Source organism: Desulfococcus sp., from assembly GCF_050178255.1.
GTDB lineage: Bacteria > Desulfobacterota > Desulfobacteria > Desulfobacterales > Desulfococcaceae > Desulfococcus > Desulfococcus multivorans.
The window spans coordinates 21,735-37,345 of sequence record NZ_JBFXGG010000012.1; the positions used below are offsets into that span (position 1 = coordinate 21,735).

Genomic DNA, 15,611 nt, shown 5'->3' on the forward strand with positions numbered 1-15,611 from the left:
GATTAGGTAACGCAAGTTTAAATTGATACCGTGGGCCTTTTATTCGTGTCCGAGTGTACGCTATGCTGCAATTACCTAAAAACACTTAAGTTTATTGCGCCATTCATAAAATAAAATATTGCAAATCCAATACGATTCTGTTAGACTCCTAAAATTTTCATAAACTTACACCGACGGATGATAAGCCATGTTCAAATTGGTCAAATCTCGTATCCGGCGAATAAAGGCCGGGGGAGACGGTTGGATCGATCGGGTCTTGAAGGGAACATCCGATCACTACCGTTGTTTTTTCCCCAAGCGCAAAAGCGGCTGTTTAAAGGCCCTGTTCGAGATCATTTTTTCAGGTATCCGCGTGGACGAGTCTCAGATCAGCGTCATCAGGAAGATTCCTCAGGATGCCATCGTCATCTACGCCCACAAATACAAGAGTTATTTCGATTATCTTTTTTACCATACCCGTTACACGAAGGAAAACCTCCCGGTTCCGGAAATCGGCTTCGATTATCGTTTTTTTCTGTTGCAGCCCGTCTCCCGCAGCGTTCGGATTTTTCTGGCCCATACCCGGTACTTCTTTCAGAAACTGGCGCTTCAGAACCCGTATGACAGCGGATACATCCGACGCGAGCTGGCCGGCGGCCGATCGGGTTTACTGGCCCTGGTGGAGAAGGGGGGGTTTTATCTTCGTTTCGTCAAATCCAATCCCGATCCCCTCCGGTATCTTATCGAGATGCAGGCGACGCTGGACCGGCCGGTCTTCATTGTCCCGCAGCTCCTCTTCTTTGGGAAAAAGCCTCTTCGATCAACTCCGAGTTTCATGGACATGCTGTTCGGCTCTGAGGAGAATCCCGGGAGAATCCGTCGGATCTTCGCGATGTTGAAGAAGCCGGAAAGCATTTTCCTCGAGATATCCGAGCCCGTCAATCTCAAAGAATTTATGGCGCTTCCGGAGAACAGGGATCTAAGCCCGGGAAAACAGGCCCTCGCTCTCAGACAGAGGCTGTTGATTCAGATCAACCGGCATCGACAGAGCATCACGGGACCGGTATTGAAATCCCTCGAGGAATTAAAGGAGAATATCCTTACAAACGACCGGCTTCGAGCGTACATGGAGCATTATGCCGAAAACCGGAAAATACCGCTTTATAAAGTGTACAAGGAAGCGGACGGATATATCGACGAAATTGCCGCCAAATACAACATCAACATGATCCGGATATCCGCCATGGGCGTCAAATGGCTGATCAACGGCATGTTTGAAGGGGTTTCCGTCAATACGGAGGTGCTCAACCGCATCAAGGCCATGTCCCGACGGGGGCCGCTCGTTCTGGTGCCTTGCCACAAGAGCCACATCGACTATCTGATTCTTTCCTATATTCTTTTCCAGAACGACATGCCGTGTCCTCACATTGCTGCCGGAAAGAACCTTTCCTTCTGGCCCCTGGGGCCGATTTTTCGCAGCGGCGGCGCATTTTTCATCCGAAGGACCTTTAAGGGAGCGGTACTCTATTCAAAGGTTTTTTCAGAATATGTCTACAAAATTCTCGAAGAAGGGTTCAATATCGAGTTCTTCATCGAAGGCGGCAGAAGCCGGACGGGAAAACTTCTTCAGCCCAAACTGGGGCTTCTTTCCATTCTGTTGAGTGCATTCCGTGAAGGCGCCAACGAGGACTTGATTTTCGTACCCGTTTTCGTTGGATATGACCGGGTTCTCGAAGAGAGTGCCTATCTTCATGAACTCGAAGGCGGAGAGAAGAAACCCGAGAGCCTGCTTCAGGTGGTCAAGGCCAGAAAATTTCTCAAACGGCGCTACGGCCGAATCTACATTCGTTTTCACGACGGCATTTCACTTACCGATCTGCTCGCTCGCCAGGGAACCACGATTCAGGATATGACCGTCAAGGAACAGAATCGGTTTTGCCGGCAGTTGGGATACCAGCTGGTCAATTCCATAGACAAGGTGTCGGTCATCACCCCTCATGCGGTGGTGGCCGGGGCCATCCTCAACGGAGGGCGACAGCGATTCAGCCTGAACCACCTCATGGACGACGTCCAGACCTACATAAACTACCTCATGGCCCAGAAGGCGAGCCTGGCCGACACGCTTCTGATGGATCCCACACATGCCTTCGATTATGTCATCGATGCCTACATCCAGCGGAAATTCATCGAACCCCTGTCGGAGGACAAGGACACCGCCCCGGAAGAAAAGGGGTTTTCCATCAACGTGTCCAAGCGTCCGGCCCTCGAGTACTACAAGAACAATTGTGTGAACGCCTTCATTCCGGCGGCCTACACCGCCCTCAGTATTCTCGAAAAGGACGCCTTTCAATTTTCCGGCTCTGACATTTATGCCGGGTATCGGTTTCTCCAGGAATTTTTTATCAACGAGTTTTCTCACGACGCGGACAAGACCCCCGAGTTCTTTGTCCACAAGAACATCAAGGCGTTCATCGACGATGCGATTTTGAGCCCTCATCCCACCCTGCCCGACACCTATAACCTCACGTCCGCGGGATTCCGGAAGCTGAAGCTGTTCTCAGCCTTCCTGACGACTTATTTCGAGTCCTACTGGGTCACCCTGAACTTTTTCGCCCGGTATCCTAAAAATTTCATCGAGGCCAAGGATCGGATCAAGAAGGCGCAGTCCATGGCCAACCGCCTGTACAAAAAGAAGGAAATCGAACATCCGGAGGCAATTTCCATCATCAATTTCAAGAACGCCGTCGACTATTTTGTGGCTCACGGCATCCGGGGTGCTGAAGACGAAGAACCTATCGGGTTTTACATGAACCGGATTCGACGATACATGGATCTTCTGCATTCATGAAGGCCCTGGTGCTTGCCGCGGGATATGGAACCCGTCTTCTGCCGTATACCCGGACGGTCCCTAAACCGCTTTTCACGGTGGCGGGCGAACCGCTGATCGAGATTCTGATCCGACGACTTGCCGCAGCCGGATGTGAAGCGGTCGTCGTCAACACCCATCATCTGCACGAAAAGATCGCGGCGTTTATTTCCGAGAGGCGATTTCCCATTCCCGTCACGACCCGTTTCGAGCCTCAAATCCTCGGAACGGGAGGGGCTATCCGGAACGTCGCCGATTTCTGGGATCGCCGCCCTTTTATGGTAGTCAACAGCGACATTCTGACGGACATCGATTTTGGTGAGGTCTACCGACGCCATCTTGCCGCAAAAGATCCGGCAACCCTCGTACTTTATGACGATCCCGCCTTTAACACCGTGATGTTGTCGACGGAAGGGCGGATAACGGGCTTTGACGAATCTGAAGCCGGGGCAATGCCGGGAAGGCGACTCACATTCAGCGGCATTCAGGTGCTGAACCCGGAGGTGATCGATTATATTCCGAAGGGTTTTTCCAGCAGCATCGACGCCTATCGCCGTCTTTTGTCGGCGGATAAATCGATCCTTGGGCTGGTGGCATCGGAGGCGCGGTGGTCCGATCTCGGAACCCCGGAACGGTATCGTGAGGCTTGTATCGAGGTAATGGCGGAGAAGGTGTTCGGATTTGAAAAACGCGGGCGTGATACGGTCAGAAGACACCCTCTTTCGGGCGACGGATCCGATCGGCGGTGGTATCGTCTCGTTTCAGGGGGGCGATCAATGATTCTCGCGGATCACGGCATCCATGTCGGGTCGGCCCAGGGGGAAGCCGGGGCGTTCGAGGACATCGGCCGTCACCTCCACGGAAAAGGCGTCGCCGTGCCCCGCATCCAGCTTGCCGACCGGTTTTCCGGTCTGGTGCTGCTGGAAGACCTGGGAGACCGCCATCTTCAGGATGCGGTCCTGGAGGCTGCCGACACGTCCGTCGTCGCCGATCTTTACCGACAGGTGATCGATCGCCTGATTTCCTTGTGGCTTGAGGGAAAAGAGGGGTTCGATCCCAGTTGGACATGGCAGACCGAGCGATATGATCGGGAGATGATTCTGAAGGCCGAGTGCGGTTATTTCAGAGATGCATTTCTGCGGGGATATCTCGCCATGTCGCTTTCCGGCGACGCCTTCCGGGACGATTTCGAACGGATTGCGGAAGGGGCTTTGAATTACGGTGTCACGGCTTTCATGCACCGTGACATGCAGTCCCGGAATATTATGATGACCGACAGGGGACCGCACTTCATCGATTTTCAGGGGGGGCGTTTCGGTCCCATCCAGTACGATCTCGCCGCTCTTTTAATCGATCCTTACGTGGCGCTGCCCGAGGCGCTTCAGGAGCGGCTGATGGCCGAATGCGCCGACCGGCTGGAAGGAATGATCGGAATCGATCGCAGGGATTTCGTAACCGGCTACCGCCATTGTTGTATTGCCCGGAATCTCCAGATGCTGGGCGCGTTCGGTTTTTTGACCCGCGTCAAAAGGAAGAAGGGTTTCGAACCCTATATTCCCAGGGCAATTCAGACGCTCTGGCAGAATCTGACAAAAGGCGGTGTCGGGGAGTTTCCGGAGCTTTCCGCTCTGGCGCTTGACTTGAAACGCCGGATGGACGGTGAGCCGCGAGGCGGGAGGGAAAGAGAGATTTTAAGTCGCCGAAACAGCGGTCCGGAGGGGTGAGCGCATATGATTCCCTCCGGACCTTTTTAAGACTGCTCATCATTTGTCGTCATGGGGTGTCGTCATGGGTGCATCCCTGCTTTCCCGAAATCTCCATGACGGTTTCACCGCTCAACGGTGATCTGCGGGATGCCTTATCCTTCGTGTGGGTGCATGAGCTCCATGATGTTGTCATACATGAGCCACCAGATAAAAAACATGGATATAAAGGCGCACCATCCCGCGATGACCATATAAGGTTTGCCGACGGCGGCAGGTCCCAGGAGAAAGCCCAGCCCTAACGCGAGAACAAGTGCGAAGAGCGCGACAAATGCGCAAATGAGTTTCGTTCTTCCCATCTTGACGGCTGGAATGGCCAGAAAAGCGATCGGCACCAGGAGGGCAAACATATACCATGCGTTGCCTGCGGGATTTGCCAGACCCAGAACCTTGCCCTGGGTATTGAGGAGAAAAAAGCCAAGAAGCCAGCCGCCAAACAGCGCTACGATGCTGGCGAGATAGCTTTCCCCTTTGGCGATCAGCCACATGCCGGCAATAAACTCCAAAAGGCCCGCGAAAAACACGGCGTACATGGTTGCCCCTGCCGCGGCGTGGTCGATGGTCAGTTCTACTCCCAGCATCGCCAGAGAAAAGCCAAAGGCGCCCAGGGCAAATATGTTGGGGTTTCCTAATCGAGATTTCTCCATTTTTTCTCCTTTTCGAATTGATGTCGGTTTTAATGTGACAAGCAAGGCGCTATCCCGCTTCAGTCGTTGGCCTCCAGACGCCGTCATCCGTTTGTCATTACAAAAGTCGAAACATAAATCATAACCTCAACTTTCGAGTTTCATATGTCGGTGTCGGTTATCGTCATGAAAGTCGAAAGTTGAATCATAACCTGAAAGGTTACTTTCCGGTGCCGTACTTGAACGAAAGTTTCACGCGAGCCCTGTAGGCGGTAACCTTACCGTTTTCGAGTTTCATATCGAGTTTTGAGATCTCGGCGATTCTCAGGTCAACAAGACGCTCACTGCTGGTCTCGACGGCGTTTTTAGCGGCGTCTTCCCACGAAACGGTACTTGTTCCCACCAGTTCGATGATTTTATAGACACTGTCACTCATGTTTTTCCTCCGTTTTAAGTCGGTTTCCCGATGCACGATCCGGAACCTCTGACGGTTCATCTGCCTGCTTCAGGCAATGCATTTGGGGGTATCGGTGCAGTCCGGAAGACTGCACCTCGATTCGCGGCTAACCCTTGATGCTCCGCGGAAGGATCATCTGATGGTGTGGACAGATCGATTTTGGATTCTGATAGGCCGCACCCGTAAAGGCCACCAGATAATTTCGAAGGTCCTTCATGGCGACGATCTCGTCCACGAGACCGGTTTTAGCACAGAAGATCGGGCGGGATTTCTCGTGATACTCCCGGGCCATCTGGTTCATGCTCTCGATGACCGGATCCAGGGGCCTTCCCGCCTCTTTTTCCTTCACCAGTCGGCGCGCGTAAGTGGCAACGGCCGCAGTTTCGCCGTGCATGACGGATATCTCGGTGGCTACGGTTCCCAGGGTAAAGGCATTGTGCCGGTTGGCCGTCGGGCCTCCCATCACGTAGTGGGCCGCCGCGGATCCCTTTCTCAGAACGACGAGCATCATCGGAACATCCGTCTGTTGAATGGAATAGATCAGGGACTGTCCCAGTCCGAGTAGTTCCGCTTTTTCGGCCAGGTCTCCCACGTCGATACCGCTGGTATCCTGAAACCAGATGACGGGGACCCGATCCCGTCCGCACAAGGTCACGAATTCGTTCATCTTGATGAGGCCCTGGCGGTAGAGTTTTCCACCGATGCCCGGATAGTCGGCATATTCGGGATACTCTTTGCCCAGATACCCCTGCCGGTTTCCGATGCATCCGACGAGAAAGCCGTCTATTTTACACAGGCCGGTGTAGATCTCCGGGCCATAGCCGGGGCGAAACTCCATGTGCTCGCTGCCGTCCACCAGGCGTGCGAGGATCTCATCAAAATCATAGACTTTTTTAGGTTCAAGGGGCAGCAGCCGGTACAGCTCCTCCACTGAAAACCTGGGGTCTTTGGGCTCAGCAACGCGATAAAATCTCGGATGATAGGCGGGCATCTCCTTCATATAGGCCTTGAGGCCGTCCAGAACTCCCTGCTCTTCTTCGTACACATATCGAAAAAAGCCGGTTTCGTCGTAATGGATCTTTACGGATCCCGGCGGCTTGGATTTGAATTGTTTTGTCTTTTCGATCAGGATTTCGGCCGTCTCCTGGTCAAAATACCCCTTGGGGGCCATTCCGCTTACGATGCCGGCGCCCCCTACCGCGATGTTGCAGTTTTTGTGGGCGAAAAGAACCGCGGGGCTGATGCCCTGATATCCACCGCCTGCGGGGTTGGTTCCGTAGATTCCGGCCAGCACCGGCACGCCGAGCTGCGCCAGTTCGGCGTGTCTGAAAAACGGCGTGCCGGCCCCGCGGCGGTTGGCGTAAAATTTTTCCTGCTCGGGGAGTTTTGCGCCGCTGCAATTGACCAGCCAGACCAGCGGGATGTTCAATCGCTTGCTCAAATCGGTGGCCCGCAGGATATTTTCCGACTGCCCTGGCAGCCAGGCCCCGGCCATGACCTTGTTGTCAAACCCGATGATCACCGCCCATTTGCCGGAGATCTTGCCCAGGCCGTCTATCACATTGGTGGTCCCTTCATCGTTGGCCAGGGGATTGAAAAGCGTATGGAGGGGGTTCCAGGTCCCTGGATCCACGAGGTACTCCAGCCGCTGCCATACCGTCATCTCTCCCCTGGCATTGATTTTTTCAGTGGGAAAACCGGCATTCTTGACCTGATTGACCGCCTCGTTGATTTGTGCCTCGGCGTCTTCAATATTTTTGGTGTTGTCATCGCCGTCCCAGGTCATCCATCGGATACGCCCTTTTTTTAATTCGCTGCCCAGGTCCGTCATTTTTTCAAAGTAAGATTTCATGATTCTCTCTCCGTCCCAGTCGGTCCTAATGAATTTTGATCTATATCGTTTAAGATCGTTTAAGCTTCTTCAACTACGCCCAGCACGTCATCTTCTTCAACCGTGTCGCCGGCTTTGACCTTGACGGCCGTGATGGTGCCATTGCAGGGAATAAAAACCGGGGTTTCCATTTTCATGGCCTCGATCACCAATGCTTCATCATCTTCCTCTACCTTCATCCCGACTTCCATGCTGAGTCGAACAATCTTGCCCGCAAGGGGTGCTGTGATGTCTTGTGTCATGATTTCATTCTCCGTTTGATTGGATTCGTTTTTCGATAATTAGCGTTTCAACCGATCCGAGGGTCGGTCCCAAAATTTACAAGAAAACGACGTTTTCTTAGAAGGTCGTAAAGATAATCGGCAGCCGGCGACACACGTGAAACCGGAATCAGGATCCGAGCAGTGTCAGGAAAACGCCGGCGGCGATAACCGTGCCGATCACGCCGGCGACGTTTGGTCCCATGGCGTACATGAGCAGGTAGTTCTTCTTATCCGCCTCGGCCCCGACCTTGTGAACCACCCGCGCTGCCATGGGAACGGCGGAAACGCCAGCTGCACCCAGGAGGGGATTGATTTTATCCTTGGAAAACAGATTCATCAACTTGGCCAGGATGATGCCTGTCGCGGTGCTCACCATGAAGGCAAACAGTCCCAGGAAAAAGATGAAGATCACCTTGGGCTGGAGGAAGTTTTCGGCGGTCATGGTGGCGCCCACCGGCAGCCCCAGGAATATCGTCACGATATTGAGCAACTCGTTCTGGGCGGCGTGGGTAAGTCGCTCCACCACCTTTGCCTCCCGAAACAGATTTCCGATCATGAACATGGCGATCAAGGGCGCTGAAGCGGGGATGAGCAGGATAATCAGAATCGCCGAGACGATGGGGAAGAGAAGTTTTTCCAGGCGACTCACCTTCCGGCCTTTTGACATGCGAATGGTGCGCTCTTTCCGGGTAGTCATCAGCCTCATGATCGGCGGCTGAATGATGGGGACCAGCGCCATGTAGGAGTAAGCCGCAACCGCTGTGGTGCCGAGCATGTGTGGGGCCAGTTTCGACGCCAGAAAGATCGTTGTCGGGCCGTCGGCGCCGCCGATGATGCCGAGCGTAGCGGCCTCGTTCAAATTGAAAAAACCCGTGGCGTATGCGGCGAAAAAGGTCAGGTACACGCCGCCCTGGGCACCGGCGCCAAGAAAAATGAGCTTGGGATTGGCCAGCATGGGGCCGAAATCGGTGAGTGCCCCAAGCCCCAGAAAGATCAGGGGCGGAATGACTTCCCACTGGATGCCGTAATGGTAGAATCGCCAGAGCAATCCCTCGTGGGGCGCCATCAGGGCAGCCAACGGGAGATTGGCAAGAATGATCCCGAATCCGATCGGCAGGAGCAGCATCGGTTCGTAATCCTTGGCAATGGCAAGATAGATGAGAATAAAACCGATCAGCCACATGACCAGCATCCCAGGGGTCAAATAAAAAAATCCGGAGGTCTTGAACAGGGAAAACAGGTTTTCAGTCATTTCTCTTCCTTCTTGCTTACCAATTTGTCTGTCACGAGAGTCGTCACTCTTATACCGGCATACAATAGCGTCATGCCGATAAACACACCCCCGAGCCCGGCTATCATTACTCCCACAGCTTGTAACACCGTTTTTCTCCCTATAGTAGTGATTGCTGCATCGGCCGCTTCATGAAACATCCTTTTGGTTTTCCGGATTTCATCAATCCGCGGCCGAGTCAGGATAAAAGTTTGAATGCCCTGATTCAAATCCGCAATTTCTCCCGGTTAAAACCCATTGGGCCAGATTTGCCAACCCTGGGTCCGGATCCGGTCGCGGGCTTGAAGGTGAAACCCTCCACAGGTTTCAATTCATCGCCTGAAACCGCGTTATCCATTTACCGGTTGGCCTTTCTGACCCCCAGCTGATCCAGGGCGATGATCATCTTGCAGATATTGGCCGAACCCTCCACCATGTAATAGGTGGGTGCGTCGCGGTAGAAGCGGGCGACGGGGTACTCGGTGGAGTAGCCGTAGGCCCCGAGGATGCGCATGGCGTAATTGGCGCACTTGCTCACGGCTTCGCCGGCGGCATACTTGGCCATGGCCACGTCGAGGCCGTTGTTGAGCCGGCCCTCGTCCTTTGCCGCGGCAGCCTTGTAGGCCAGAAGACGGGCCGCCTCCACCTCGACGGCCATCTGGGCGATCATGTCCTGGTTCATCTGGAAATCGCCGATGGGCTTGCCGAACTGGCGGCGCTCGTTGCAGTACTTGATGGCGGCGTCCAGGCAGGCCTGGGCGAGCCCAACGCCGCCGGCGGCGGCTGAAAGCCGGGTGTGGTTGAGGGATCCGAAGACGATCCTGGCGCCGTCGCCGGGCTTGCCGAGGATGTTCTCCTTGGGCACCTTGACGTTGTCGAGGAAGAGCTCGCCGGTGGGGGAGGCGTGGGATCCCAGCTTCTCCAGGTTGGAGGTCTTGATGCCGGGGAAGTTTCTGGGTTCGATGACGAAGGCCGAAAGCCCCCGGGAGCCCGCCGCCTTGTCGGTGTAGGCATAGTAGATCAGCACGTCGGCCTGGGCCGCGTTGGAGATCCAGGTCTTGGAGCCGTTGAGGAGCCAGTGGTCCCCTTTGTCCTCGGCCGTGGAGGACATGGCCATGACGTCGGAGCCGGCGTCGGGCTCGGTGATGCCGAAGCCGCCCAGGAATTCGGCGCTGGAGAGCTTGGGGACGTATTTCTTCTTGAGGGCCTCGCTCCCGTAAGTCAGGATGGTATAGGCGCACCCCAGCACCTCCATGTTGAGCTGGACCCGGAGCGCGGAGGAGCCCCTTGCGATCTCCTCGGTGACGATCATGGCCGCGAGCCATCCCTGGTCCATGCCTTCGCCGCCGTACTCCTCGGGAATCACCGTCCCGAAGAAGCCCAGCTCGCCCATGGGTCGGACGGCCTCCTCGTATGGGAAGTGATTCTCGTTGTCCCACTGGTCGGCGAAGGGGACGATCTTCTTGTTGACGAAGTTGCGGACCTCTTTCTGCAGCATCTGTAGTTCTTTGGATAAGTTGAAATCCATATTTCCTCCTGATACAGTTTGTAACGGCCTGTCTTCCCGTTTTTCCGACACCGGAACAGCCTTGTCGGCGTCCGATTCTGTCATGAACCGGCGTCGGGGTGTCGGGATCGACAGGCCGATAGATTTTAATCCCTATTTGGACGCGAATTCCTTCAACATGAACCGCTTGATCTTTCCCGTAGCGGTTTTCGGTAACTCCTCCATGAAATCGATCCATCGGGGATACTTGTAATGGGCCAATTTGCTCTTCACGTATTCCTTGAGTTCCTTCTCCAGTTCGGGCGACGGCTCAAAACCTTTGTTCAATACGACAAAGGCCCGGGGTTTGATCAACTGATCCTTGTCCGGCGAACCGGTTACGCCGCATTCCAGCACGGCCGCGTGTTCCATAAGGCATGCCTCCACCTCGATGGGAGAAACCCAGATGCCGCCGGCTTTGAGCATGTCGTTGGATCGGCCGACGTAAAAGAAGAACCCTTCTTCATCCTCGAAAAATTTGTCGTCGGTGTTGATCCATGCCCCGAGCATAGTGCTTTTGGTTTTCTCGTGTTTGTTCCAGTAGTAAGCGGCGATGCTGTCACCCTTGATGAGCAGGGTGCCGATCTCGCCCTTGGGCAGATCAGCCAGGTTTTCGTCCACGATTCTCGCTTCGTATCCCGGAACGATCTTGCCCGTGGATCCGGGACGCATGGCGTCTCTGCGATTCGAGATGAAGATATGCGCAACTTCCGTCGAGCCGATGCCGTCCATAATGGGCACCCCGAACCGCTCCTTCCACCGTTTGAAGATTTCCGGCGGCAGCGCTTCACCGGCCGAAACACAGATCTTGACGGGCCCCAGAGTCCCCTCGTTGGTCAGCATCGCACCGAACAAGGTGGGAACGCCGAAAAATATGGTTGCGCCATGGGTGTTGATCACATCATACATGGCATCGGGGGTCGGTCTCCCCGGATGATAGATCGCGGTGGCGCCTACGCTGAAGGGGAAATAGAGCCCGTTTCCCAGTCCATAAGCGAAAAAAAGCTTGGCTGCGGAAAAACAGCGATCATCCTCCTGAACCTGGAGGACCTGTTTACCATAGGTCTCCGCGGCAAAAACCATATCGTGCTGCAGATGAACGGTGCCCTTGGGCTGTCCTGTGGAACCGGAACTGTACAGCCAGAAGCAGGCGTCGTCGGGCGTGGTGGGTGCCGCGTCCAGAAGAGGGGACTGGTCGGCGATCCAGGAGGTAAAATCGATATCGTCGGTTTTTCCGGTGCCGTTGACGACGATCACATGTTCCAGGAACTTCAGGTTTCCGCGGATGTCGGTAAGGTTTTCCAGTAATTCCGAATTGATGACCAGCACCCGGGCCCGGCTGTCGTTGAGAAAATACTGGTAATCCTTGGGCCGCATCAGGGTATTGAGATTGATGGGCACCGCACCGATCTTGATGGCACCGAAAAATGCCTGGGGATAGATTTCGGTATCCAGCAGCAGCAAGGCCACCCGCTCCTCCATGCGGACCCCCAGAGCCCGCAGACCATTGCCGATTCGGTTGACCCCTTCCTGGATCTGTCCGTAGGTCAGCTGACGATCCTCGCAAACAACCGCGACTTTGTCCTTACGGCCTTCACGAATGTTGCGATCCACAAAATAATCTGCCGCATTGAAATGTTCCGGTAACTTGATTTCAAACCCCATGTCTGGACTCCTTTGTTGGTTTATGAGCTGAAAAATATGGATTACATTTTTTCAAGCAGAGAGAAGACGGGGATGGAAGACAGACAGCATTTTGCGATCGTCTCATCGTTTCTCCCTGATGGTCGTCTCGATATTTGTGCCCGAGAGATTCAGCTTGCTCGGGAGGACTGCCGGCATATCAGGGAATAACGCAATGTATGTGCCAAAACATTGAATCAAATTTATTATTTGATAATATTTATAAAAAATTGATTTCATATGGTTTTGAAGTTTTTCAAGACCATCGTTAAATTTATTTTTTCGTATACCCATGAAAAATTCTTTCCATCGACGGAAAAGAATTTTCACCGCTTCTCGCAGGGCGAGGCGAGGTCGTACTTTCGGATCTTGCTGCGGAGCGTCGGCAAGGAAATGCCCAACAGGCTTGCGGCCTGGTTTCGATTCCAGCCGGCCTGGATCAGTACCTGCTGAATATGCTTACGCTCCATTTGGGTCAGCGCGGTTTGACCTTGGTTCGGTTCGGAGCTCCCGGTGTTGAGGACCAGGGCCTTTTCGATATCCTCCAGAAGGATGACATTCCCCCGGGATTGAACCGCCGCTGACAAGATCAGATTTTCGAGTTCCCGAACGTTCCCGGGCCAGGGGTGTGCCATGAGTCTCGGGATGACGCCCTCTTGAAACTTAAGAATCTCGAGTCTCATTTCCCGATTGGCTTTCAGCAGAAAGTGTCGTGCCAATTCGGGAATATCTTCGACACGTTCCCGGAGCGGCGGCACATTGATCGTTACGACCTTGAGCCGATAAAAGAGATCCCTCCGAAACAGGCCATCTCTGACCATGTCGGCCAGATTGCGATTGGTGGCGGCGATGATTCGGCCATTGGATCGATGCCATTTGTGGCCGCCGACGCGCATGAATTCCCGACGCTCCAGAAAGCCGAGAAATTTTCCCTGCAACCCCAGCGGCAATTCGCCGATTTCGTCTATAAACAGCGTGCCGTTGCCGGCCAGTTCGAGTTTCCCGATTTTGGTCTGGACGGCACCGGTAAAGGCCCCCCTCTCATGGCCGAACAACTCGCTTTCCAGCAGGGTTTCGACGACGGCAGAACAGTCCACCGTGATCATCGGTTCGTTGCAGGTGGGGCTGTTGTGATGGATCACCCGGGCGATCAATTCCTTGCCTGTCCCGGTTTCCCCCAGAATCAGAGCGGTAGCGCGGTTCTGGCACAATACGCCGATGGTTTTGAAGACCTCGCACATTTTCTCGCTCTTACCGATGATGGCACCGCCCGATGTCGATTCGGGTTTCGGTTCGGCATGCGTGCATTCCCGTTCGGCAACCAGTACGCTGAAGGCTTTCTCCACTGCCGCCTCGATCTCATCGGCATCCAGCGGCTTGAAGATGTAGTCGTAAGCACCATATTTCATGGCGGTGATGGTGGTTTCCATGTCATGGTGCGCAGTGATCATGATGACCTTAGGGGCCCGGGGCAGGGCGTTCAGGGTTTTCAGGACCTCGAATCCGCTGTGGTCCGGGAGGTGTACGTCCAGAATGACCACATCGGGTGAAAATGTCGTGCATGCCTCGAGACCCTGGGCGGCAGAAAGTGCCGTGCTCACGTCGTGGTCCTTTTCCGTGAGAAACATCTCCAGGGATTCCAGGATGGGGCGCTCATCGTCAATAATGAGTATTTTTGCCATGATTTCCTCTTGCAGGCAGAATCAGATAAAAAGCGGTCCCCCGTGATATTCGGCGATCGATATCTACGCTGCCTCCGTGTGCGGCGGCGACCCGTTTGACGTTGGTAAGGCCCAGACCGGTGCCCTGGCTTCTGGTGGTATAAAACGGTTCGAAGATCGCTTCGGCGATGTCGGCGTGAACACCCTTCCCATAATCGCGAACCCCGATAACCACCTCCGGTACCGGCCTTTCAGGCCGAAAAAGCGTGCTCAGTTTGATGGTTCCGTCTTCGGGGGAAGCCTCGATGGCGTTGAGCAGCAGATTGATCACCGCCTGCTGGATTTTTTCCGGATCCAGCACCACTTCGGTGATCCGGTCATCCAGGTTCAGGTGCACGATGAGCCGTTTTTCCCTGCAGTTGATTTCCAACAATTCGATACACCGCGAGATCAGGCTGTTCAGATCGCAGGGCTGGCGTTTGAGAGACATGGGCTTTGCAAAGTCCAGGAGTTCGTTCAGGATGTTTTCAAGCCGGTTGACCTCGCCTACCGAAATGTCGATGCGCCGCTGGTCGTTACCTTGAAGCATGTTGTTTTTTTTCAGGATTTGCAGATTGAGCTTTATGGCTGACAATGGATTGCGAATTTCGTGAGACAGCGACGCCGTGATCCGTCCGATGGTGGCCATACGCTCGGCATCTCTCACCCGTTTTTCCATTTTAACCCGCTGGGTGATGTCCCGACAAAGACCGATCGTCGAGCACCGATTCTGGAAACGGGTGTTTTTGATGGTGATTTCCGTGGGGAAGCATTTTTCGTCCTGTGTCAGCCGCATATACTCGAGAATTAAACCCTCGTGGTGAGGTTCTTCGCCATAGGCCTGAATGCCATCGAACTTGCCGCGGTCTTCATTGACGATAAACCGGACAAAAGGCTGGTGCAGGACATCTTCCATAGCATAGCCGTGCATCCGGCAGAAGGCCTTGTTGGCATAGACCACCCGGCCGTCATGAATAGCCATGTAGCCGTCCTGGATCTCCTCTACCAGGGTTTTGTAGTTCATCTCGGATTCGCGCAGCTCCGAGGTGCGCACCTCGACCTCGGCTTTCAATTGGGCCGCCAGATCCACCAGTTGCTTTTCATGAAGTTCCTGGAATCGATCGCTGAATCGGAAAATCGTATAGGCCAGGCAGCGATTCAGCGGGACAAGAACAGGGTAGAGATTCTCCCGACCGGATTCGGCACACACCATGGGCAGCACAACATCGCGGTAGAGCTCGAAGGCTTGCTGGACGTCCTGAAGCGCAAAGCCGGCCTTCAGGCGAAGACGGGTGATAAAATCGATGAAGTGATCGATGCAACGATAATCAGCGTCGGTGATGACCTTGAAATTGGCCTCGAAGGCCTGTCCCACCGTTTCGAGCAACTCGTACCTGGGACGCCGGGCATACGGGGAGTCGCCGCTCGCCAAAAGCCGATCCACCCATTGATGAATGATGGATGTCCGGTTGCACTTTAGAAAATCCGACCAGTCGAATGCTTGGGATGATACGCTTTTGACGGTATCATCGCTACCGGTTTCGGATTGCACACTCTTGATATGCCG

The 15,611-nt window shown here is 54.3% G+C and carries 11 protein-coding genes; 2 read left to right on the top strand and 9 right to left on the bottom strand.

The features are described 5' to 3' along the window. The first annotated feature begins 187 nt into the window (after positions 1–187). Together AB7S84_RS04175 and AB7S84_RS04180 are read left to right on the top strand one after the other, a co-directional pair. Positions 188–2,827, top strand: coding sequence for a 1-acyl-sn-glycerol-3-phosphate acyltransferase (locus tag AB7S84_RS04175; protein WP_020875801.1), 2,640 nt, complete (start codon positions 188–190; stop codon positions 2,825–2,827). Next, the gene (locus tag AB7S84_RS04180; protein WP_428153058.1) at positions 2,824–4,569 is read left to right on the top strand and encodes a sugar phosphate nucleotidyltransferase; all 1,746 of its coding nucleotides are present in this window, start codon (positions 2,824–2,826) and stop codon (positions 4,567–4,569) included. Before AB7S84_RS04175 ends, AB7S84_RS04180 begins: the two co-directional genes overlap by 4 nt. Before the next feature lie 134 nt (positions 4,570–4,703). Here the strand turns inward: AB7S84_RS04180 and AB7S84_RS04185 are convergent, their stop codons facing one another. The 9 genes from AB7S84_RS04185 to AB7S84_RS04225 all read right to left on the bottom strand — a co-directional run bounded on the left by AB7S84_RS04185 (position 4,704) and on the right by AB7S84_RS04225 (position 15,596). Then, positions 4,704–5,255, bottom strand: a complete 552-nt coding sequence (locus AB7S84_RS04185; protein WP_020875803.1) for a GPR1/FUN34/YaaH family transporter — start codon at positions 5,253–5,255, stop codon at positions 4,704–4,706. A gap of 199 nt (positions 5,256–5,454) precedes the next feature. Further along, entirely contained in the window at positions 5,455–5,670 is a 216-nt protein-coding gene (locus tag AB7S84_RS04190) for a dodecin family protein (protein WP_020875804.1), read from the bottom strand. A 127-nt stretch (positions 5,671–5,797) separates the two neighbouring features. Continuing rightward, entirely contained in the window at positions 5,798–7,543 is a 1,746-nt protein-coding gene (locus tag AB7S84_RS04195) for an acyl-CoA carboxylase subunit beta (RefSeq protein WP_020875805.1), read from the bottom strand. A 59-nt stretch (positions 7,544–7,602) separates the two neighbouring features. Next, positions 7,603–7,824, bottom strand: a complete 222-nt coding sequence (locus tag AB7S84_RS04200) for an acetyl-CoA carboxylase biotin carboxyl carrier protein subunit (RefSeq protein WP_020875806.1) — start codon at positions 7,822–7,824, stop codon at positions 7,603–7,605. Positions 7,825–7,972: 148 nt separating this feature from the next. Next, the gene (locus tag AB7S84_RS04205; protein WP_020875807.1) at positions 7,973–9,097 is read right to left on the bottom strand and encodes a sodium ion-translocating decarboxylase subunit beta; all 1,125 of its coding nucleotides are present in this window, start codon (positions 9,095–9,097) and stop codon (positions 7,973–7,975) included. 376 nt (positions 9,098–9,473) lie between these two features. Then, positions 9,474–10,643 (bottom strand): glutaryl-CoA dehydrogenase Acd, encoded by a 1,170-nt coding sequence (acd, locus tag AB7S84_RS04210; RefSeq protein WP_070962329.1) that lies wholly within the window; start codon positions 10,641–10,643, stop codon positions 9,474–9,476. A 132-nt stretch (positions 10,644–10,775) separates the two neighbouring features. Next, positions 10,776–12,326 (bottom strand): benzoate-CoA ligase family protein, encoded by a 1,551-nt coding sequence (locus tag AB7S84_RS04215; RefSeq protein WP_020875281.1) that lies wholly within the window; start codon positions 12,324–12,326, stop codon positions 10,776–10,778. Positions 12,327–12,670: 344 nt separating this feature from the next. Then, entirely contained in the window at positions 12,671–14,026 is a 1,356-nt protein-coding gene (locus tag AB7S84_RS04220) for a sigma-54-dependent transcriptional regulator (protein WP_428153063.1), read from the bottom strand. After that, on the bottom strand, positions 14,004–15,596 hold the full coding sequence (locus AB7S84_RS04225) for an ATP-binding protein (RefSeq protein WP_428153066.1): 1,593 nt from the start codon (positions 15,594–15,596) through the stop codon (positions 14,004–14,006). The genes AB7S84_RS04220 and AB7S84_RS04225 overlap by 23 nt, the downstream gene beginning before the upstream one ends. Between the last annotated feature and the right edge of the window lie 15 nt (positions 15,597–15,611).